18 protein-coding genes are annotated in these 22,686 nt (G+C 36.4%); 3 read left to right on the forward strand and 15 right to left on the reverse strand.

All coding sequences use genetic code 11. The features are described from left to right. Nucleotides 1-579: 579 nt before the first annotated feature. From BCR21_RS10815 to BCR21_RS10835, 5 genes are all read right to left on the reverse strand, one after another. On the reverse strand, nt 580-2,088 hold the full coding sequence (locus BCR21_RS10815; RefSeq protein ID WP_420809828.1) for a HAMP domain-containing sensor histidine kinase: 1,509 nt from the start codon (nt 2,086-2,088) through the stop codon (nt 580-582). A 5-nt stretch (nt 2,089-2,093) separates the two neighbouring features. Further along, a complete protein-coding gene (locus BCR21_RS10820; RefSeq protein ID WP_010765234.1) occupies nt 2,094-2,780 on the reverse strand; it encodes a response regulator transcription factor in 687 nt (228 codons plus the stop codon). Nucleotides 2,781-2,930: 150 nt separating this feature from the next. Then, nucleotides 2,931-4,352, reverse strand: coding sequence for an NADP-dependent phosphogluconate dehydrogenase (gene gndA / locus BCR21_RS10825; protein ID WP_069646484.1), 1,422 nt, complete (start codon nt 4,350-4,352; stop codon nt 2,931-2,933). A 244-nt stretch (nt 4,353-4,596) separates the two neighbouring features. After that, nucleotides 4,597-4,776, reverse strand: coding sequence for a 50S ribosomal protein L32 (gene rpmF / locus BCR21_RS10830; RefSeq protein ID WP_010763436.1), 180 nt, complete (start codon nt 4,774-4,776; stop codon nt 4,597-4,599). Nucleotides 4,777-4,832: 56 nt separating this feature from the next. Further along, nucleotides 4,833-5,402 carry a YceD family protein gene (locus BCR21_RS10835; protein ID WP_069646485.1) on the reverse strand — a complete coding sequence of 190 codons (570 nt, stop codon included), beginning with the start codon at nt 5,400-5,402 and terminating at the stop codon, nt 4,833-4,835. Nucleotides 5,403-5,560: 158 nt separating this feature from the next. Here BCR21_RS10835 and BCR21_RS10840 point away from each other — a divergent pair, with 158 nt between their 5' ends. Next, the gene (locus BCR21_RS10840) at nt 5,561-6,340 is read left to right on the forward strand and encodes an ABC transporter ATP-binding protein (RefSeq protein ID WP_069646486.1); all 780 of its coding nucleotides are present in this window, start codon (nt 5,561-5,563) and stop codon (nt 6,338-6,340) included. A gap of 68 nt (nt 6,341-6,408) precedes the next feature. On the opposite strand, the gene recQ is transcribed toward BCR21_RS10840, so the two are convergent. The 5 genes from recQ to BCR21_RS10865 all read right to left on the reverse strand — a co-directional run bounded on the left by recQ (nt 6,409) and on the right by BCR21_RS10865 (nt 12,856). Continuing rightward, complete coding sequence (recQ, locus tag BCR21_RS10845) at nt 6,409-8,196, reverse strand: DNA helicase RecQ (RefSeq protein ID WP_069646487.1); 1,788 nt, start codon at nt 8,194-8,196, stop codon at nt 6,409-6,411. Nucleotides 8,197-8,471: 275 nt separating this feature from the next. Then, nucleotides 8,472-10,298: a translational GTPase TypA gene (typA, locus tag BCR21_RS10850; RefSeq protein ID WP_069646488.1), complete on the reverse strand. Its 1,827-nt coding sequence runs from the start codon at nt 10,296-10,298 to the stop codon at nt 8,472-8,474. Nucleotides 10,299-10,523: 225 nt separating this feature from the next. Continuing rightward, nucleotides 10,524-11,279 (reverse strand): inositol monophosphatase family protein, encoded by a 756-nt coding sequence (locus BCR21_RS10855; protein WP_069646812.1) that lies wholly within the window; start codon nt 11,277-11,279, stop codon nt 10,524-10,526. Between the two features lie 16 nt (nt 11,280-11,295). After that, entirely contained in the window at nt 11,296-11,574 is a 279-nt protein-coding gene (locus tag BCR21_RS10860) for a UPF0223 family protein (protein ID WP_069646489.1), read from the reverse strand. 55 nt (nt 11,575-11,629) lie between these two features. Then, nucleotides 11,630-12,856, reverse strand: coding sequence for a voltage-gated chloride channel family protein (locus BCR21_RS10865; RefSeq protein WP_420809830.1), 1,227 nt, complete (start codon nt 12,854-12,856; stop codon nt 11,630-11,632). A 364-nt stretch (nt 12,857-13,220) separates the two neighbouring features. On the opposite strand from BCR21_RS10865, the gene BCR21_RS10870 reads away from it, so the two are divergent. Next, entirely contained in the window at nt 13,221-14,588 is a 1,368-nt protein-coding gene (locus tag BCR21_RS10870) for an MATE family efflux transporter (RefSeq protein ID WP_069646491.1), read from the forward strand. A 56-nt stretch (nt 14,589-14,644) separates the two neighbouring features. Here the strand turns inward: BCR21_RS10870 and BCR21_RS10875 are convergent, their stop codons facing one another. After that, nucleotides 14,645-15,148, reverse strand: a complete 504-nt coding sequence (locus tag BCR21_RS10875; RefSeq protein WP_010771925.1) for an HD domain-containing protein — start codon at nt 15,146-15,148, stop codon at nt 14,645-14,647. Nucleotides 15,149-15,288: 140 nt separating this feature from the next. Next, on the reverse strand, nt 15,289-16,248 hold the full coding sequence (locus BCR21_RS10880) for an aromatic acid exporter family protein (RefSeq protein ID WP_069646492.1): 960 nt from the start codon (nt 16,246-16,248) through the stop codon (nt 15,289-15,291). A gap of 116 nt (nt 16,249-16,364) precedes the next feature. Here BCR21_RS10880 and BCR21_RS10885 point away from each other — a divergent pair, with 116 nt between their 5' ends. Beyond that, the gene (locus tag BCR21_RS10885) at nt 16,365-16,976 is read left to right on the forward strand and encodes an FUSC family protein (RefSeq protein ID WP_069646493.1); all 612 of its coding nucleotides are present in this window, start codon (nt 16,365-16,367) and stop codon (nt 16,974-16,976) included. A 52-nt stretch (nt 16,977-17,028) separates the two neighbouring features. Here BCR21_RS10885 and BCR21_RS10890 read toward each other — a convergent pair whose 3' ends face one another. The 3 genes from BCR21_RS10890 to BCR21_RS10900 form a co-directional block, all read right to left on the reverse strand. Continuing rightward, a complete protein-coding gene (locus BCR21_RS10890; protein ID WP_069646494.1) occupies nt 17,029-18,507 on the reverse strand; it encodes a flotillin family protein in 1,479 nt (492 codons plus the stop codon). A gap of 19 nt (nt 18,508-18,526) precedes the next feature. Next, nucleotides 18,527-19,051 (reverse strand): NfeD family membrane protein, encoded by a 525-nt coding sequence (locus BCR21_RS10895; protein WP_069646495.1) that lies wholly within the window; start codon nt 19,049-19,051, stop codon nt 18,527-18,529. A 202-nt stretch (nt 19,052-19,253) separates the two neighbouring features. Further along, nucleotides 19,254-22,682 carry an FtsX-like permease family protein gene (locus BCR21_RS10900; protein ID WP_084013305.1) on the reverse strand — a complete coding sequence of 1,143 codons (3,429 nt, stop codon included), beginning with the start codon at nt 22,680-22,682 and terminating at the stop codon, nt 19,254-19,256. Nucleotides 22,683-22,686: the final 4 nt, after the last annotated feature.

Here is a 22,686-nt window from a genome sequence, read left to right on the forward strand (position 1 = left end):
ATTGCTTCGCTTTTGTTAAAAATTGTTGTTTGTTTTTACCGTTGTAAAAACAACCTACACATTTGGTTCGTCTTACTTTGTTCAGTTTTCAAAGGTCTACTGTGTTACCTCGCAGCAACTTTTACATCATATCAAATCTTCGATTTGATGTCAACACTTTTTTGAAAAAGTTTCAAAGTTTTTTTCTGCTTGATGTTATCGAATGTTCCGCGACAACTTCATTAGTTTATCAGGTTGTTTGTTATTTGTCAACAACTTTTTTCCTGATTTCCTAAGTTCTTTTGGTTGTTTTAAATTAACAACTTTGTTATTCTATCATGATTATATTCCTTTCGTCAAGTAGAAAAATATATAATTTTTCTCTTTCACTTAAGCAATGTTTAATCATCAGAACATGTATAAATATAACAATACTTATCATAAAATGCAACTAGAAAATGTCTATTTTTGATTCTTTTTTCTCTTAGCGAACAAATCACCTCAACTTCATTTTGAGCATTCGCTTTTTCTGTAGCATTCCGTACCAAACAGAATAGATTATTCGGTTAAGCGATAAGAAAAGAGTAGGAGCTTTTACTCCTACTCTACTATTTCACCTTTATCTACTATTGGAATGTAGATTCTAAATATTGTTCCTTGATGAACAACACTTTCCGCATCTATTCTTCCTTTATAATTCTCCACTAGCTGTTTGGCAATCGATAGGCCTAGTCCATTCCCACCCTTATTACGAGCCCGTGCTTTATCTACACGATAAAAACGATTGAAAATTTTAGCTAAATCATCTTCTGGAATTCCTTCACCAAAATCTTGAATTGCAATTTCAAATTCACTCAATGTTTTTGAAATAGAAATATGAACTTCTTTACGCGTTGTTGAATACTTCACAGCATTGTCCAAAATAATAATCAGAAGCTGTTCAAAGTGATTACGGTAAATCCCTAATGTTACTTCGTTTAATAAGTCATCATCTAAAGTAATAACAAAATCTGGATATAAAATTTTAAAATTGTTAAACACTTGATAAACAACCTGTTTGGCATTTGATGTATGATTAGAATATTGAACATCTACTTGTTCTGCACGAGATAGATCCAACATTTCTTGAACTAGACTCTTCATTCGCACAATTTCTTGTAGACTCGCTTCTAAAGATTCATCCAACACTTCCGGATCTTCTTTCCCCCAGCGATTCAATAAATTCAAATGACCTTCAATAATTGCAACCGGTGTACGCAACTCATGGGAAACATCTTCAACAAATTGCTCTTGCTGCTCGATATATCGTCTCATACGATCCAACATTTCATTAAAAATTTCCGCAAGGTCTGCTAACTCATCATTTGAATGAATGTCTGGCATATGGATATCCGATTGCGGGTCTTTTCTGATTGTATCCATTGTATCTCGTAAAACTTTTACTGGTTTTAAAAAATACGAAGACAAAATAAAACCTAGTATGCTACTTAAAATGAATGAAATGATTTCTAAAACGATTAATGTCAGTAATAAACGATTCCGAATATCATAAAAAGAAGACAATTCATAAAAAGCCTGAATATAACCGATCTTTTCTCTATTCTCTTTTGAATAAACTGGTTGAATAACTAAAAATCCTGTTTTATCATCTAATGTTTTAATCTCAGCCTCTTGTTTCTCTTTTTTCTGCAGCTGACTTTGAATTTTTTGCGTCTCAAATACTAACGTTCCATTTGTATCATAAACAGATAAAAACAACGCTGGTTGCCCCAACTCAGAAAGCATGGTATCCATCTCCATCAAAGATCCCTCTACGGAGATTTTTTTGTTGTCTAAAGCATTTTCATCAACACTAGGTGTCTTTAATTTCTCATAGACATCTGATACGGTTAATTTTCCATCAGCGTTTGCCAAACGATTGCCCACTTCTCCAACCGTTCTTTCTACATTTTCTCGTTCTTTTTCAACAATAAGGTTAACAGATGATTTATAAGTAATTACTGCAAATATCGTAAATACAACAAATATGAAGAAAGAACTTGCAGAAGCCCACTTTATTGTCAAAGAAGGCCCCTTCAGTTCTTTTTTTGCTGCTTTTTTCATTTTCATTGTTTTCACGAGCGCATCACATAACCTGTTCCACGAACAGTTTGAATGTAGCTCTCCTCGCCTGGAACATCAATTTTATTACGTAGATAACGAATATACACATCGACAACATTTGTTTCGACTTCTGTTTCGTAGCCCCATACTTTATTTAACAGTACATCACGAGCTAATACAACATTTACATTTTCCATTAAAGTTAATAGTAATTCGTATTCACGTTTCGTTAATTCAATCATTTCAGAATTACGGCGAACAACGCGATTCTCTTTTTCGATCGTTAGATCACGATACGTGATTGTTGTTTGTTTTGCTACGTTTTTGTCACCCTCAATATCGATACGGCGAAGCAATGCGCGCAAACGAGCTAGTAACTCTTCAATAGCAAATGGTTTTACAATGTAATCATCCGCTCCATGATCCAAACCAGATACACGATCTATCACAGAATCTCTTGCCGTCATCATGATGATTGGCGTATTTTTCACTTGGCGTACACGTCGACAAACTTCAAGCCCGTTCAATTCAGGCAACATCAAATCTAAAAGGATAGCATCCCAATCATTATTTAAAGCCGCTTCTAAACCAGTACGTCCATTGTAGTGAACCTCCGTAGTGTAACCTTCATGTTTCAGCTCCAATTCTACAAAACGCGCTAAGTTTTTTTCATCTTCAATAATTAGAATATTACTCATTGGTTATTTGTCCTTTCTCTTTAAAAGCTATCTTAAAGCCTACCCATTATACCCACTTTTACCTCAAAAAGCTAGTAACAACCTATTTCCCTCATATCTAACAGAGAGAAAACCATGAGAAATCTTTGAATCCCATGGTTTTCCAACATATTATTGTTCGTTATACCAACTATAGTGGTACGTACCTTCTTTATCAACACGTTGATACGTATGTGCGCCAAAGTAGTCTCTTTGCGCTTGGATCAGATTTGCTGGTAAGCGTTCTGAACGATAAGAGTCATAATAAGCAATAGCTGAAGCAAATGTTGGAACTGGAACGCCTGCTTGAACAGCAATTGATACAACATCACGAAGAGATTGTTGATATTTTTTTGTAATATCAATAAAGTACTCATCCAATAGTAAGTTTTCAATTGTTGGATTTTTATCGTACGCATCTGTAATTTTTTGTAAAAATTGAGCACGGATGATACAACCTGCACGCCAGATTTTAGCGATTTCACCAAATGGTAAGTCCCACTCATAATCTTCTGAAGCGACACGTAATTGAGCAAATCCTTGTGCATAGCTCATGATTTTACTAAAGTAAAGTGCTTCACGAATTTTTTCGATCAACTCTTTTTTATCACCTTGATAAGCAGGAGCTTCAGGCTTAGCTAAAACTTTACTTGCTTTCACACGTTCATCTTTATAAGCGGAAATGAAACGGGCAAAAACAGATTCAGTAATCAATGGTAGTGGAACACCTAAATCTAACGCACTTTGGCTTGTCCATTTACCTGTTCCTTTATTACCGGCAGCATCCATAATGACATCAACGATTGGTTTACCAGTTCCTTCATCGTCTTTGCGTGTTAAGATATCTGCTGTGATTTCTACAAGATAACTATCTAATTCTCCTTGATTCCATTCTTTGAAAATCTCAGCCATCTCATCTACAGATACACCAAGAATATTTTTCATTAAATCATAAGACTCAGCAATCAATTGCATATCCCCGTATTCGATTCCGTTATGCACCATTTTAACATAATGACCTGCACCATTTGGGCCAATGTATGTTACACATGGTTCGCCATCTTCTGCTTTTGCTGAAATTTTTTCTAAAATCGGAGCTACTAATTCATAGGCTTCTTTTTGACCGCCAGGCATGATTGAAGGGCCTTTTAACGCACCTTCTTCACCACCGGAAACACCAGTCCCGATAAAGTTGATCCCTGAATTAGCCAATTCTTCATTTCTACGAATCGTATCTTTAAAGAATGTATTTCCACCGTCAATCAAAATATCGCCTTTGTCTAGATGTGGTAATAACTCTTGAATCGTCGCATCGGTTGCAAAACCTGCTTGAACCATCAACATAATACGACGTGGTTTTTCAATAGACTCTACAAACTCTTCAATTGTATAAGTCGCTTTAAAATTTTTATCAGGATGCTCTTCAACGACATCCGTTGTTTTTGAACCTGTACGATTAAATAGAGCTACTGAGTATCCTCTACTTTCAATGTTTAAGGCTAAATTTTTTCCCATTACGGCCATTCCGACTACGCCAAATTGTTGTTTTGTCATCTTGTATCCTCCCACTATCTTTGAAAAAAAATTCATTAGAATTTTCTTATAATCTACATCATTATAACGTAGAATGCTTGATATGAAAACAAAATAGTTCGATTAATTTAATTTATTCTTGTTTATTTTTTTAAATTTGGACAATTACATAGGATTGTCCAGTAAATCATTTCTTCTTAATAAAAATAAATCCCTTAGGCTCCATGGTTAGCCTAAGGGATTTTAACATTTTCAAAAAAATGTTTTATGCTTCTTTAGAGATTACGTCTTTACCATCGTAATGACCACATGCTGGACATACGTGATGGCTTTTTCTCATTTCACCACAGTTTGAACATGCATTCAAACCTTTGATTGTTAATTTGTAATGAGTACGGCGTTTGCCCTTTTTAGCTTTTGAAGTTCTTCTAGCTGGTACTGCCATTGGTGTTCCACCTCCTTGTAAAGATGTGTGCATAAAATGCACGATATATTCCAATCCTACTGCTTATCGTCCTCGTCAGATGTTTCACTGAACAATTCGGATAATTTAGCAAGACGAGGATCCATTGTTTGTTGTGCTTCTTCTTGTCTTTTCTGTTCATAGTCTTCTTCCGACAGAACTTCCCAGTCATTGCCTTTAGGCATATCTTGACTTGTTTGCTCTTCTTCTGATAATACTTGAATTGGAATAGACAAAAGAATGTTATCTTCGACTGACTCATCTAAATCGATCGTTGGTTTTTCCAACAAAATGATTTCTTCATCTGCCAAACGTTCATCTCTTTGCTGATACTGTTCAGGAGTCATAAATACCTCATCAACATCAATTACAAGTGTAAGAGGAACAGGTGTTAAAGAACGTGAAGATGGAACTGTTACAATAACATCGATTTTATAGTGAAGCAAGTACTCTTCTTTCCCTACAGCTAGTATCCCGGTTGCTTTGACGGGACTAACATCTAGAATCAGATTATCTCTTTTCATCAAAGATGCTTTTAAATCAAGTGTCTCTGAAAATTCACAGGGTTCGTCTTTGTATTTGTTTAGTTCTAATAAAGACCATTTCATATTCATCACCTCATAACGCAACAAAAGCAATTATACAAGGGTTTGAAAGCTTTGTCAATGAAATTTTCTTGACAGTGTTTTCTTCTTTCAATTTTTTTCAACTACTACTATTCTATTCTCTATTCTTAGTGGTAAAATAAGACAAAGGAGGAGTTAGTATGAAAGCTTTTGAATTTACAGACGTCTCATTTATTCGGGATAAAAAGATGTTGTTAAATAACGTAAATTGGTCAGTTGAAACAGCCGAGAATTGGGCTATCCTTGGATTGAACGGCGCTGGTAAAACACTGCTTTTGCAATTGATCTGCGGGTATTTATGGCCAAGCAAAGGACGCTTGGTGGTTTTAGATCAAGTGTTTGGTCAGGCCTCGATCCCCGCATTACAGCGAAGAATTGGTTGGGTCAGCACTGCCTTGCAGTATCGGATGAAGAACTGGGAGACAGCCGAAAAAATTGTTCTATCTGGAAAATTCGCCAGTATCGGTATTTATCAGAATTACACTTTTGAAGAACTGGAGCAAGCAAAAACGATTTTAAGAAATGCTGGTGGTGAATCGCTTATCGGGAAAAAATACGAAGTTTTATCTCAGGGAGAACGACAACTGGTATTAATTTCAAGAGCTTTAATGACTAACCCAGAATTATTGATTCTAGATGAACCTTGTAATGGCTTAGATTTATTTGCTAGAGAAAAACTCTTATCTCAAATCCAGAAGATTGCTGAACAAGAAAATCACCCTACACTACTTTATGTTACACACCATACCGAGGAAATTCTGCCGTGTTTTAATCATTTGATGCTGTTAAAAGATGGCGAAATCTTTGCCAAGGGAACACAATCTGAACTATTTAATGAAGAAAAGTTCGCAGATTTTTACGCTGAACCGATTCAAATCATCCCATTAAAAGATGAACGTTTTGCTGTTTATCCTAAATAACAATGTTGATCAAAAAAAGTTAGAGTCCTGCTCTAACTTTTTTGTCACTCTATTCTAAGTACCTGCTTCTACTGAGTGCTGACATCTTTTTCTTCAGTCTGTTTAAATGTTTGGATTGCTGTTAAGAATTTTTCTCCGTATTTATCCAATTTATTCTGCCCTACACCTTTTACTTGCAGTAATTGAATTGAGTTTTTAGGGAGTTTTTCACACATTTCTTTCAATGTACTATCTGAGAAAATTAGGTATGGCGGCACACCCGCATCTTGCGCTAAATCCATCCGTAATTCCCTTAACATTTCAAAGAGCCCATCATTCACAACAACTTTGCGAACACGTTGATCTTCTTTTCTAAACACTGTCTGTTGGCCTAATAATACTTTAACCCCAGTTGGCGAAACAGATAACAATGGATATTGCCCATCTGAAGGATTTAAATATCTTTCTGCTGTTAGATAATCGATCAATTGATTTACTTCTTTTTGTGTTCTATCCTTCATCAAACCATACGTAGGCAAACGATGAAAATGCCACTGATCGATTTTTTGATCCTTAGAACCAGTCAGTACTTTTCCAACTAACCCCTTACCAAACTTTTCGCCCATTCGTTTCACACAAGAAAGAACTTTTTGAACATCAACTGTGATATCTACCAATTCACGCTCGTCTAAACAATTAGAACAGCGGCCACAGTCAGAGCCTTTCTCTCCAAAATAACGTAAAATAAATTTCTGTAGACACATTTGAGCATTGGCATATTGAGACATTTCTCTTAATTTCATGTATTCCTTTTGTTTATAATCGATCGTCATTTCTGATTGATCGATAAAGAATTGCTGAATTTGAAGATCTTGTGGTGCATAAAGTAATACAGCATCACTTGGAAGACCATCACGTCCGGCACGCCCAGCTTCTTGATAATAAGACTCAATATTCCCAGGTATTTGCGCATGAATCACGAATCGGACATTACTCTTATTGATTCCCATACCAAACGCATTCGTCGCAACCATTACTTGAAGTTTATCGAATAAAAATTCTTCTTGGTTGTGATTTCGCTCCTTTTCATTCATTCCACCGTGATACATGCCCACAGCAATTTTTTTACTTTGAAGTAAATGATAGATTCGTTCAACTTCTTTCCGAGTACTTGCATAAACAATACCTGATTGTCCTTTATTCAACTTTAAATATTCTAAAAGAAACACATCTCGATTTTGATCTTTAACAACTTGAAAGGATAGATTTTCTCGAGCAAAACCAGTCTGTATCTGATTATCTTTTGGAATGTGTAATTGTTCAAGAATATCTTCTGCTACTTGGGGTGTCGCAGTGGCCGTAAGTGCAATGACTGAAGGCTGCTGTTGGAACTGCTCAATAATCTCAGCTAAGCGTAAATAACTCGGACGAAAGTCGTGTCCCCATTGAGAAATACAATGCGCTTCATCCACTGCTAATAAATCGATTGGTACATGTAATAATAATTGCTGAAAATCAAATGACTCTAGTCTTTCAGGTGCTATATACAATAGTTTCACCTCACGATTAACAGCCATTTGAACTCGTTTATTCATTTCCTGCTGTGAAATCGTGCTGTTAATGAATGTAGCTGGAATTCCCATCATATTCAATGCATCAACCTGATCTTTCATTAAAGAAATCAAAGGTGAAATCACTAATGTTAGATTTTCTAATACGAGTGCTGGTAATTGGTAACAAATCGACTTACCACCACCTGTCGGCATAATACCTAAAACATTTTCTTTATGTAAAACATGATTGATGATGTCTTCTTGTCCTTGACGAAATTCGTCGTATCCAAATTTTTCCTTTAGTAAGTCTTTGATGTCAATCATGAAATTCTCTCCGTTCTTTGTGTCTGGTTGTTATTTTAGCATGCACTATAGGGCAATTCAAGGAAGGATTTTCCCGTTCGTGAAACAATTTGCGCCATGTGAAACACAGTATCTTTTTTATTAAAAATCAAAACCTTGGTTTATCAAGGTTCCTACTAATAGGATACGCATTTTTTATAATGATTTATCAAAAGTTATCCACAAAAAATAGGACAAAACTTATTAAGTTCTGTCCCATCTTTTTAAACTCGATTATATCATCGTAGTTCATTCGACTATTTTTTCTTTTTACTTGCTTTTTCACGTTCGTTTTTGTTAAGAATTTGTTTTCTCAAACGAATGCTTTCTGGTGTTACTTCACAGTATTCATCTTCATTCAAGAATTCTAAAGATTCTTCTAATGTAAGGATTTTTGCTTTTTTGATGACAGATGTTTGGTCTTTGTTAGCAGAACGAACGTTAGTCATTTGTTTTGCTCTTGTGATATTTACGGTCAAGTCATTGTCACGGTTATTTTCACCAATGATCATTCCTTCGTAAACGTCAGTTGTAGGTTCTACAAAGACAGTTCCACGTTCTTCAATACTCATAATACTATAAGTTGTTGCTTTACCTGTATCGATTGAAACAAGTGCACCTTGACGGCGTCCGCCAATTGTTCCTTGAATCATTGGTAGATATTGATCAAATGTGTGGTGCATGATACCGTATCCGCGAGTCATTGATAGGAATTCAGTTGTATAACCGATTAGACCACGAGCTGGTGCTAAGAAGATCAAACGAATTTGACCATTACCAGTATGGATCATATCTTGCATTTCACCTTTACGTAAGCTTAATGATTCAATAACACTACCCATGTATTCTTCAGGAGTATCAATTTGAACACGCTCAAACGGTTCGCATTTTACGCCTTCAATTTCACGTTCGATAACTTCAGGACGAGAAACTTGTAATTCATAGCCTTCACGACGCATATTTTCAATCAGAATTGATAAATGCAATTCGCCACGACCAGATACGGTCCAAGAATCTGGTCCAATTGGTTCTACAAGTAATGATACGTCTGTTTGTAATTCTGCCATTAAACGTTCTTCAATTTTACGAGAAGTTACGTATTTACCTTCACGACCAGCAAATGGAGAGTTATTTACTAAGAATGTCATTTGTAATGTTGGTTCATCAATGTGTAGGATTGGTAGAGCTTCTTGGTGTGCTACGTCAGCAACAGTTTCACCAACAAAGATATCTTCCATACCAGAAACGGCAATTAAATCGCCAGCTTTTGCTTCATTGATTTCAACACGTTGTAATCCAAAGAAACCAAAGATTTTAGTAACACGGAAGTTCTTCACGCTACCATCTAATTTCATTAAGGCAACTTGATCGCCCACTTTCATTGTTCCACGGAACACACGGCCGATACCGATACGTCCAACGTAATCATTGTAGTCTAATAATGATACTTGGAATTGTAATGGTTCATCTGAATTATCAACTGGTGCTGGTACGTGTTCAATGATTTGGTCAAAAATTGGTGCCATTGTTGGTTCTTGGTCTTCTGGGTTGTCAGAATTGCTTGAAGTCCCGTTCAAAGCTGATGCATATATAACTGGGAAATCCAATTGATCATCATCCGCACCTAATTCGATAAATAATTCTAAGACTTCATCAACAACGTGTTCTGGACGTGCTGAAGGTTTATCAATTTTATTTACAACAACGATTGGTGTTACTTTTTGTTCTAATGCTTTTTTCAATACGAAACGAGTTTGAGGCATTGTTCCTTCATAGGCATCAACAACTAAAACTACGCCATCCACCATTTTCATGATACGCTCAACTTCACCACCGAAGTCCGCGTGTCCAGGTGTATCTAAAATGTTGATACGAGTACCTTTGTAATCAACTGCAGTATTTTTAGCTAAAATCGTAATTCCACGTTCGCTTTCAATCGCATTTGAATCCATCGCGCGTTCTTGTAATTGTGTGTGTCCATCTAAAGTATCTGATTGTTTTAAAAGTTCATCTACTAATGTTGTTTTACCATGATCGACGTGGGCGATGATTGCCACGTTTCTAATATCTTCTCTGTATTTCAATGTAATTGCTCCTTATCCTTTTGCCTTACGTCACTTGTTCATTAAATCCGACTTTTTATTATACCAAATTTTTTTCATGAAATATAGTCTAAAGCTTTCAAAAGTTGTGAAAACTTCATATTTTATTGCCTTTTTTTGAAAAAATAACACATTTACTGAAAAAAAGCAATGTTTTCTGTCGGAATATCAGCTTTTTTATTTGACATGCTGAAGAAGTAGTTTCTATTATTGAATAAATTTTTCTTGAATTTGAGTATACGCTGCAGGAGTTGCTGCTAAAAAATATTCACGCTTGTCAAATGCTAAGGGTTTTCCTTCTATATTAGAGTACTTAAATCCAAACTCGTTTATCAATACCAATCCTGCCGCATAATCCCATGGACTCAAGTTAGAAATATACCCAATATGATTGCCTTTAAGCATAGCAATAAGCTCAACTCCCGCACATCCACTGACTCTGATACCCATACTTGCATGACCGATTTCTCCAGCAGAGTAGATATTTTTACGATACATATAGGCATTCATTCCAATTAAGCCTTCTGACAAAGTGACATCTTTAGGCTGTGGCAATTTCCGCTCATTCAGGAAAACGCCGTAATTTTTTCCACCCCAATACAATTCTTCTTTCATCACATCATAAATAAACCCCAATTGCCCTACGCCTTCTTCATAAACAGCGATCATGATACAAAAATTTTCTTGCTCCATCACAAAGTTCATCGTACCATCGATTGGATCGATGATCCAAACCCGACCAGCAAAAGAATCAATCGTATTAAACCCTTTTTCTTCAGCTAATATTCGATCATTAGGATAGTGCTGATTGATTTTCTTAATAAAAAATGATTGGATCTCTTCATCGATATTGGTGACCAAATCCGTTCTACCCGACTTTTGCGAAACGGTAAGTTGATTCGTCAGGCTCACACGAATATAACCTGCTGCTTCTGCTAACCATTCTTTGATTTCAATAATCATTTTTTCTGAAGTCAATTTAATCAGCTCCTAATTTTAATCTACCTACATTTTGCTTTTTAGCTTGTTGGAGTGTTCGATAAAGGGAGTAACCAGATGCCTTTTGAAACTCATTGCCTAAACGCTTTTCTTCTCCGATACTTTTAACGACTGTTTTAAATTCTTTATACGTATTCAAAAAAGTTTGGGTATCGATTCCTGTTTCGTTTGCTTGTTCTACCGCTGACCACAGATTGGTAACGATCACCATTTCATCGGTTGTCCAATCTAAATCTAAAGGATACTGATAGTCTTTCATGCTTTCACCTCATCATCTAGTTTATCATAGGCTAATAATATTATTCTATAGTCTATCATTTTCTTTTTCTATTTTGCCAATTCGTCAAGATGGGTAAAAACAAAACACCCTTTTCGACTTCCACTTTTTGAGCAGAATAAATTCCAGCGTTTCCTGAACACATATAGCTGATCAAACAGATCATAAAGAAAAACAGTGCCGCCTCGCTACCGAACAACTCGATTCCCATAATAAAACAAGCAATCGGCGTATTTGTTGCGCCGGAAAAAACACCGATAAAGCCCAATCCAGCTAAAAACGGAATCGATAAGTGTAAAATCACTGCTAAACTACTTCCTAATGTTGCGCCAATTTCAAACAATGGTGTTACTTCTCCACCTTGATAGCCAGCACCCAATGATAACACTGTAAAAAAAAGCTTCCCAATAAAATCAAACCAGTGACTCTCACCATTAAACGCATCTTTTAACAATGGCAGGCTTAATCCAAGGTAACGCTGCGTCTGTAAAATAAAAACAGCCGCTACCACAATGATTCCTCCGAAGAAATTTCGTAAAACAACATTCCCAAACCAGTTTGCATAGATTTTTTTAACTCGTACGATCGAACGACTAAATAGCCACCCAACTAAACCAAAACAAATGCCGGCAACCATTATTTTGATAAACAACATCAAAGACCAGTCTGGTATTTGCCCCATGCCATAATGTGTATGCGTTACGCCAAATGATTCCGTCACAAAATTTGCAAAGAAAGCGGCAAAAAAACTTGGGAAAAGCCCGTCTGATCTTAAGCGACCGATCATTAAAACTTCTAATCCAAAAATCGTCCCTGCTAAAGGGGTTCCAAAAACAGAGCTGAAACCTGCACTGATGCCACTGATAATCACGATTTCTCGTTCAAGTTTATCTAGTCTAAAAAGTCGTCCGACCGCATCAGCCACCGTTCCGCCCATCTGCACAGCTGTTCCTTCACGTCCCACCGAACCACCGAATAAATGGGTTGTGATCGTGCCAAACAACGTTAGTGGAATGAGGCGTAACGGAATGTTTTCTTGTTCACCATTGGCTTGATCAATTACAAGATTATTTCCTCTTACTGCATTTCCTCCAAATTTTTTATAAAGAAAGGCAAAAATAGCCCCACTGATTGGCAGTAGCAATAAAAGCCACGAATTATCCAGCCTGATTTGCGTCACAACATCCAAACTCTTCAGAAAAAAAGCAGATAAGGTACCCATCATTAGTCCGATTAACGAAGCAATCGTTAGCCATTTAACCATGTAAATGCTGATTTTTATTGGTATATTTAATTCACTTTTCACTCGATCACTCCTTAAAAACATGTCAATTGCTTCATAATTATCACTACTTAGAGCCGTGCTGGTCAATTATAACAATTTTTACGAAAAGAAACGAGAAAAAAATAAATTTTTGCTCTGTATAAAAGCGAAACAGACTCTTTTAAACTAAATATTGAAATCCCTTAATAAAGCACTTGCAAAACCTTAATATTATGCTACTATAAATAGGAAATTTTCAATATTTCCACTTTATTTACTTCATTATTTTAGCTGTTGTTTTTGTAAAAAATTGTAGAGAAAATCTACCAAAGGATTGTTCTCTCAAAATGAAAGGATGTTTTCATTGAAGGAATTAACACATGGCAATCCTGCAAAATTGATTTTTTTCTTTACGATTCCATTATTGATCGGCAACATTTTCCAACAGTTTTATAATATGGCTGATATGATCATCGTTGGCCAAACATTAGGAAAAGATGCTCTAGCGGCCGTTGGATCGACTGGGAGTATTACTTTTTTGATTATTGGTTTTGCACAAGGTTTAACTGCTGGACTTTCCATTTTAACGTCACAACGTTTTGGCGGACAAGATTTTCGTGGGGTAAAAAAGAGCTTTGCTACTGGAATCATCATTAGTGGGGTCGTAACAATTGTTTTGACCATCTTAAGTTTGGTCTTTGTTCGCCCGATGCTACACCTTATGCAAACACCTCTAGAAATTATTGATGATGCTCAGACCTTTATATCCATTATTTTCATCGGAATTTTTGCTGCAATGGCATTTAATCTATTATCCAATGTGATTCGGGCCTTGGGAGATAGTCGAACACCTCTTTTATTTTTAATCATTGCAAGTATTATTAATGTTGTACTTGATTTGATTTTGATTCTTAATTTTCATATGGGTGTTGCGGGTGCTGGTATTGCAACTGTTACAGCTCAAATCGTGTCCAGTGTCTTATGTATAATCTATATCCGGTGGAAAATCCCAAATCTTCAATTACGAAAGAAAGATTTTTCTATTGATAAACATGAATTTCGAGCTCATTTAAATATTGCTTTACCTATGGCTTTTCAATCATCGATCATTGCAATTGGTGCGATTATTCTACAAGCCGCTTTAAATAGTTTAGGTACTGATGTGGTGGCTGCTCAAGCGGCTTCGGGCAAAATCGAACAATTTGCTACCCAACCAATGATGTCATTCGGTATCGCTATGGCCACTTTTACTGCCCAAAATTATGGCGCCAAAAAGTATAAACGGATTTTACAAGGCGTCAATCAATGTCTTGTGATGAGTATTGGCTTTAGTATTCTGGCCGGCGGAATCGTGATTCTATTTGGTCAAAATTTGATGACCCTTTTCGTCAGTGCAAAAGAAACAGAAGTGCTCAATCTTTCTCAGATTTATTTTAATGTCAACGGCAGTATGTACTGGTTGTTAGCGATCTTGTTTATCATTCGTTATACGTTACAAGGTCTTGGACAAAGTGTGATTCCTACAATAGCTGGAATCATGGAATTAATTATGCGTTCATTTGCTGCGATTATTTTAACTGCTTCGTTAGGATTTGTCGGTGCCGCTTTAGCATCACCACTTGCTTGGGCTGGTTCTGTGCTTGTGTTGCTTGCTTCTTATTTTAAGGCAATCAAGCGGTTGAAGAAATTAGAACATCAACAAATAATTGAAACACAACAGCTTTCGCATTAACTGAAATACGAAAAAAGTCGACCGATTCTCAAAAAGAAAATCGATCGACTTTTTTATTATACGGATTGTTTTCTAGGAAAGTATTGACGCCATTTCGCTTTCACTGAGTTCGTCATCGGCTCAGATGCTTCTTTGACCGCACAATATTTATCAACCATCGTAACAATATAGCTTTCTTTATATTTAGGCGGAGCAATCGTTGCCCCCCACATATGTTTGATAATAATATCACGTTCTAAGTCTGAAAGCTCTGTCAGTTTCTCAGCATTTTTCACTGCAATTCTTGGATGCATGTAAGCATGAGATCCTTCGTCGAACTTTGTTGTACGCCAATCGTAATAGAACAAATCATGTAACAGTCCCGCTCGAGCCGTTGCTCTAGCATCACCATTCCATTTTTTAGCTAGTTTATAACTATAATAAGAAACGCTGATTGAATGATCTAAACGAGTTGAGTGAACATGCTGCGTGTAATTTCCTAAACGCTGTACTTCTTCCGTTTCCAACAAATCTTCCACATAAGACATATATTCTTGATCTTCACGCCATTTTTCAGTCATTAATTCTGGTTCCACCTTTTTAGAGACTTAAAGTTTCTATTTTTTTAACTTGATGAAAGTATAACACCGTGATTTTGCAAATACTAGGATTTTTGAATTACGTAACTAAACTTTAATATTTCCTTTATAAATGGACAATTCTATTTTTCATTCTGATGTTTTGCAAATTCAGCTTTGATTTCTATAAAAGATTGAAATACCTGTAAAAATTGAAACAGCTGAGCACGATTTTCAAATTCTTCTCTTGTTTTCGGTAACTCCTTTTTTCGATAAGCTTCATAAACTTGAGCAATTCTATCCAAGATATCTTGTCCATCATTATTTTCAGCAAAAGTTTCAGCAGTATATTGCAATAATTCTTGAATGTTTCCTACTTGCTCAGGTTCAACTGTGATCTTTTCCAAAGTCCGCAGCATGTCTTTCAAACTATTACTTTGTAAGCGTCGCATCGTAAAGTATTCGATATAATAATGATTCGAAGAAATCAGCTGATTTTCTGCATGATTTTTCGCCCAATTTTCTCCTGTTCGGATAAATGCTTTTAAGTCATTGCATTTTTCAAATAAGTTTCTTTCTTTAGTATGCTCGTTCAGATAGGCTGCCATATTATTCAAAATTTTGCGAAACATCGTTTCAATCACTTCTTGATCTTCCTTCAAACGTTTTTCGGTATCCGGCATATATAGATTCATGAGTAAGGCAAATCCAACACCTATCGTCATCAATAAAAACTCGTTTCCGATGATCGACCAAGATAGGTCTTGTTCTACTAAGTATTGCGTCACTAGCACAGAACTTACTACGATCCCGTCTGACAGTTTAAAATACACTGCTCCTGGAATAAATAAAAGCAAATAAACCCCAAAAGCCAACGCGTTGAATCCTAGAATAGAAAAGCAAAAATAGGCAATCGCTGTAGCTAAAGCCAAAGAAAGTAGTCGATAAATCCCCGTTAACAAAGATGTTTTCTTTGTATTTGTGACACTCAATACAGAAATGATCCCAGCAGATGCTGGATATAAAAGACCTAGGCTTCCTGCAACGATCATTGATAAGGTCGCACTCACTGCGGTTTTAATAGTTCGTAATCCAATTTTCATTTGACTGCTCCTGACAAAATGATTAATCTTTTGTTTTAATACTAGTAATTTTACCTCTATTTCGGTTATCATTAAATAGAAAACTGATTAAATGTTGATTATAGGAGAGAAAGCTCATGGAAGTCGGTCCTTTTCGTCTAGGTTTGCGCACATTGAAAACGGCTTTAGCTGTTATGCTATGTATTATTTTATTTAAAGTATTTGATCGGGGAGCACCAATGATTGCAGCTCTAGCTGCGGTTTTTTCATTGCGGCAAGATTTAACGACCAGTCTCACTTTTGGAAAATCAAGGATTCTTGGTAATACTTTAGGTGGCGGTTTAGCGATCGTATATTTTTTGGTGAAGGATCTTTTTTCAAATGATTTTTTAGTTGAGTTGTTTTTACTGCCTTTTTTAGTGATTGTAGTGATTGTGGTTTCAGATGGCATGAACAATAATTCAGGCATTATCTCAGCAATAGCAACTTTACTTTTGATTTCTTTGAGTATTCCTCAAGGTGAATCCTTTTATTTCGCTTTATCAAGGGTGATCGATACATTTATTGGAACGTTTATCGGGATCGGGTTAAATTTCTTTTTTAAGCCTAAACCAATTGAAGAAGAACATGAAATCGATGAAGACTTAGCAGAATTAGCGAAGAAAGAACAGGAATTGGAAGAACTTAGAAAAAAAGTCCAGGAACGAGTCGAATCAGAGAAAAGTAAAAATGATGAAATGAAAAAATAGCTTTATAAAAAAATGCCAAAATCACTTCTGATTTTGGCATTTTTTAAATTTGTTATTCCTTGTCGCCAGATGCCTCTTCACCATAGAAATTCACATTACTGTTCGTTCCTTTTTTAGAGAAGTTTTCGATCAATTCTTTGACATCTAAACCTGTTGTTTCTTTTAACGTTTCTTGTGTTCCTGCTAACAAATTCGTTGCATAATTGGTGATACGGTTAGCACCAGCATTTTCACCGCCGCCTCCGGTATCAACAACCGAAATTTTATCGATATTGCTAAGTGGTTGCGCTGCTTCTTTCATTAATTGTGGTAACATTTCCATTACCATACTTAGGACAGCAGCTTCGCCATATTCCTTGAAGGCATCCGCAATTTTTTGTTTTGCTTCGGCTTCAGCAGCACCACGAGCTAGAATAGATTCAGCTTCAGCTTGACCTGCTAGTCGAGTTTGATTGGCTTCAGCTTCCGCTAATGATTCCACACGGAAACGTTCTGCTTCGGCTTCTGCAACTTCACGAGCTTTTTGAGCTAATGCTTCTTGCTCTTTCGCATAGCGATCAGCATCCGCTTTTTTCTTCACTTCTGAATCATATTGCTTTTCACGACGAACGATTTCTTTTTCTTCCAACTCGATTTGTTTTTGACGCTCGATGACTTTTACTTCCATCTCTTGGGCAATAACTTCTTGTTGGGCTTTGGCTGTTTCCAAATTGTAGGCTTGGTCAGCTTTGGCTTTTGCGATATCTTGTGCTTCTTTATATGTTGCTAGTTTTAATTCTTTTTCTTTTGACGCTTCCGCGATTTCTGTTTGACGTTGCAGTTCTGCTTGTTGTGATTCTTTTTCTGCTTCGGCTTTTTTGATACGAGTTTCTTTCCAAGCTTCAGCCTCAGCAATATCTGCATCACGTTTGACTTGGGCAATTCTTGGTTTACCTAGAGAATCCAAGTAGCCATTTTTGTCGCGCACTTCTTTGATGGTAAATGATACGATGATCAAACCCATTTTTGCTAAATCCACACTGGCAACTTCTTGCACACTTTGACTGAATTTATCACGGTTTTGATAAATTTCTTCTACTGTCATTGAGCCTAAGATCGAACGTAAGTGTCCTTCTAACACTTCACGTGCTTCATTTTCAAGCTCTTCACGTGTTTTTCCTAAAAATTGTTCTGCTGCTGTAGCAATTTCTTCAACTGATGAACCGATTTTAATGATCGATGTTCCATCACACATCACTGGAACCCCTTGTTCTGTGTATACTTCTGGCGTCGATACATCTAACTTACTTGATAATAAACTGATTCTGTTTGATCGTTGAAAGACTGGCAGTACAAAAGCTCCTCCACCACGTACGATTTTTATTTTATTACCGCTTTCATCAGCATGTACATTTTTACTACCTAAATAGCTCCCACTAATAATCAATGCTTCATCTGGTTTTGCTGTTTGATATTTTGAAATAAAAACGATCAACAACATCAATAAAATAAAGACAACCAGAGCAATTGGTCCTAAAATCCCTAATTCCATTTTCTTCTACCCCTTCTTTTTATAATTGTAAGCTTCCTTCATACGGAACTACGTAGCATACGCGTTCTCTGATTTCAATGATCAGCACTTGCGCTCCTCGTTCGATTGGTTGATCTTGCGGAGCATAAAAAGCGGCTGGTCGGCTGATTGATCCAGTGACACTTTTTAATTGGATTTCGCCCATTCCACCAACTGGTATCGGAGTAACAACGGTTGCCATATTACCTTCCATGTCCTTTTCCGAAATTGAAAGGGTCGATTCTGCATTTTTCATTGGCATCAGGACATAAAAATTCAAGAAAAATACTAGAATTGAAGCCAATACCCCACTAACAAGAAACAACATCAGATGGTTCAACTCAAGCAATCGCTCTCCTAGATAACCAAATAATGAAGTAAATGCCAACCATGGAATCGCCAGCATTGGATCGATTGGTCCATCAAAATCGAAGACATCTCCAAATATCACCAATAATACCGCAATTCCTGCACAAACGATCAACGTATATAGATAAATTGTCTCAATCGGAATTCCTTGTATCACATCCCCACTCCTTTCTCCTTTTTAACAACCTTTCCCATTCTCTCCGACGTTCTCATGAAGATACTTATATTTTACCAATACTTTGCTCAAAATGACAGCTAATCTTGTAAAATCATACGAAGGGTGTATTTACCTTAACAAAAAGAAATGAAACGAATAAATCTTAGTTACAAGACTTATTCGTTCCATTTTTTAAGCTATTTTATTCATTTGATTTCAAGGCTTCGATCATATCGACTTTTTTCAGTTTTCTATGCATGAAGAACATGACCAACAATGTAAAGAGCAGTGTAATCAGTGCCGAATATAGATAGCTGAGCCAATGAATCGTTGGCGAGAACATTAGCATATCAACTTCTACTGTTGTCAATACATAACTGTGAACAAGTTTTCCAAAGAAACAGCCGAAGAAAATACCGATCAACGTTAAAATAATATTTTCACGGTATACATACATCGTGACTTCTTTATCATAAAAGCCCAATACCTTGATCGTTGAAAGTTCTCGAATTCGTTCTGAAATATTGATATTCGTCAAATTATATAAAACGATGAATGCCAATAAACCGGAAACTGTAATCAAGACCCAAACTACGATATTCAAACTGTGGATCGTATCATCTAAAGCATCACTTGAAATTGATAAAAAAGACACATTCAAAACATTCTGATTTTCCATCAATTCTTTACTGATACTGCCTTCAACTTTCTCACTAGGGGTTTTATCAAAGAGTAAGAATTCTGTGTTATAGCTAGGTTTCATTTTAAATATTTTTTCATAATAGTCTGGAGACATATAGGCAAAGTGACCTGTATAATTTTCAGCGATCGCATTGATTTTAAGTTTGTACTCTTGATTATCACTATTTTTCAAAACAAATGTGTCCCCGGTTTTATAGTGGAATAGCTTTGCCAGTTTTTCATTGATGATCACACCATCATCTGTCAGCTGGTACTTCTCACCTGATTGTCGATCATTGAATAAAATAAATTGGTCGATTTCTTTTGGTTTTTCAGGAACATAGATGGAGACATCTTGTTTGGCATTGGAATCTTTAGTTGTTTTTAAAGATTCAACATATAACGGCATCGTCCCTTTCAAGTCATCGACTTTATCCAAGACAGCTTGATATTTTTGCTCCTCTTTTTCTGAGCGATCATCTTTGAACGTCACGATTGCCTGATAATGCCAGATCTTATTAAATTGAACGTCCACGATATCTGAAATAGAATCTTTCAGTCCAAATCCAGTAATGATCAACGCCATACAACCAGCAATACCTAAAACCGTCATCAGCATTCTCTGTTTGTATCGAAATAAATTCCGAGCCGTAACTTTCTGAATAAAGCTTAATCGATTCCAAATCGGCTTCATCCGTTCCAACCAGATTCTTTGCCCTGCTTTAGGTGCTTTTGGACGCAATAAGCTCGACGGTGTACTGAATAAATCGATTCGCAAAACAACCATTGCGGCCCCTGCCGTACATATTACAGCAACGAATATTCCAATCAAACTATAACTTAAATACCATGGTGTAACAAAATCGGGAATATTATATAACTGTCCATACGCATCAAAGATGATTGTTGGGAATAAATAATACCCCACGAACAATCCTAAAATAGCACCACAGAGGCTGGCAATCGCTGCATATACTAAAAATTTAAAGGCAATCTCACCATTTCGATACCCTAATGCTTTCAGACTACCAATTTCCATCCGCTTTTCTTCAACCATTCGCGTCATCGTCGTTAAACTGACTAATGCCGCAATCAAGAAAAAGAAAATTGGAAAAACTGTTGATAAAGAAGAAATACGATTGGCGTTATCTTCGTATTCAGAATAGCCAGGATTATCATCTCTTGTAAAATAATAATAATCGGCTGCTTTTAAATCTGCTAATTCTTTTTGTTTCTTTTCCAATTGTTTCTTAGCATCATTTAGTTTTGTTGAAGATTCCGTCTTTTTCTTTTGAAACTCTGCTAAGCCTTGATCATAGGCTTTTTGACCTTCATCAATTTTTGCTTGCGCTTCGTTTAATTTGGTTTGACCATCAATTTTAGACTGTTCTAATTGCGCTTGACCTGCTGCCAGCTGTTCTTTACCAGCGGCTAACTGAGCTTCCGCTTGAGTGATTTGAGTCTCAGCCGCTGCAAGTTGTTGTTGACCATTTGCATATTGCGTGATTGACTGATTGATGGTATTGATTGTTTGGTCGATTGTTTGTAGACCTTCGGCAGCTTGAGCTTGTTGCGTTGACAAATTGCCTAAAGCGCCATTGATTGTCTCCATAACAAAAGCAATATTTCCTCTTTCCGGTTGAGTGATTAATTGATTGATTGCAGTAGAAATTGCTGCTGGTGCACCTAATGCTTGAACTGCCGCCTGTAACTGCGGCGCAGCGTCTGCAATACTTTCAGCTAATGCATCATCTGGCACACGATCTAAAATAGCTACTGATGATGCTAAACTCTGATAACCATTAACCAATTGATTTAATGATTCGCTCGACGATGCTAACTCGTTACGTTGTTGCTGTAAACCAGGCAAGGCATTTTGACCTTGTTCAACTTGAGCTTGGGCTTGCGCTAATTCATTTTTCTTTGTTTCTAGTACACTTTTTTGTGAGGCAAGTTCATTTTCACCATTTGTGATCGTTGCTTGGGTTGTTGCGAGTTCATTTTCTGCAGCTGTGATTTGTTCCGTGTAGGTCTCTTGAGCTTGTACTAGCTCTTGTTTTCCTGATGCTAGTTCCTGTTCACTTGTCTGCAGTTTGTTTTCAGCATCTTTTAACGCATTTTCGCCATCCGTAATCTCTTTTTGTGCTTTTTCAAATGAAGCTTTTGATTCTTCACGAATTTCTTCTACACGTTGCTCTGGACGTTTTTTTAGCGCTTGTTTGACTGATGCAACTGCTTTTTCTCGTTTGTCTTTATACTCTTGTGAATAGCTGTCTATACTGTTAAGGCCTTTAAACGATAACAGAATTTCTGTATAAGAGGATAGGTCCATATCTTCTTTTGGAACTACTGCAAAAAAATCTAATGATCCTTTTCCAATCGTCGTATTTCCTCTAGAAGTATTCTCAATATATTCAGGTGATTGGACAAATCCGACGATTTTAAATTGCTCATTTTTTAAAGATTTATCTTTATTGTCTTCTTTTGAAAGAGTTAAAGTTTCTCCTAATTTATAGTGTCCTCGTAGTTGTGCAAGATCATCTAATACGATTTCTCCACTTTTTTCAGGCATACGGCCTTTAACCACTCGATAATCGATCAACGGCTGCTTTTCTTTTAGGTCATAACTGACAAATTTCACCGCTACATTTCGCTCACTGATTGCAATATCCGTTGTGTATCTAGGAAAAACTGTTTGAACGTCTTTGACTTGTTTCGCTTCTTCAACATCTTTTTCAGTTAAACCAAGTGTAGAAACGATCCGAGCATCTGGTAATTTTTGGTTGTGATAATAATTTGAAGCAGTTTGGGTCATGTCAGGCCCTGTGGCTTTTAGACCAACAAAAACCATTACACCAAGAAAAATAATTCCCATAATGGATATAAATCGGGTTTTTGATTGTTTGATCTCACGAAAACTTGTTTTAAGTAACGCAGTTTTTTTCAACACTGTC

Origin of the sequence: Enterococcus ureasiticus (assembly GCF_001730285.1) — a bacterium.
Taxonomy (GTDB): domain Bacteria; phylum Bacillota; class Bacilli; order Lactobacillales; family Enterococcaceae; genus Enterococcus_L; species Enterococcus_L ureasiticus.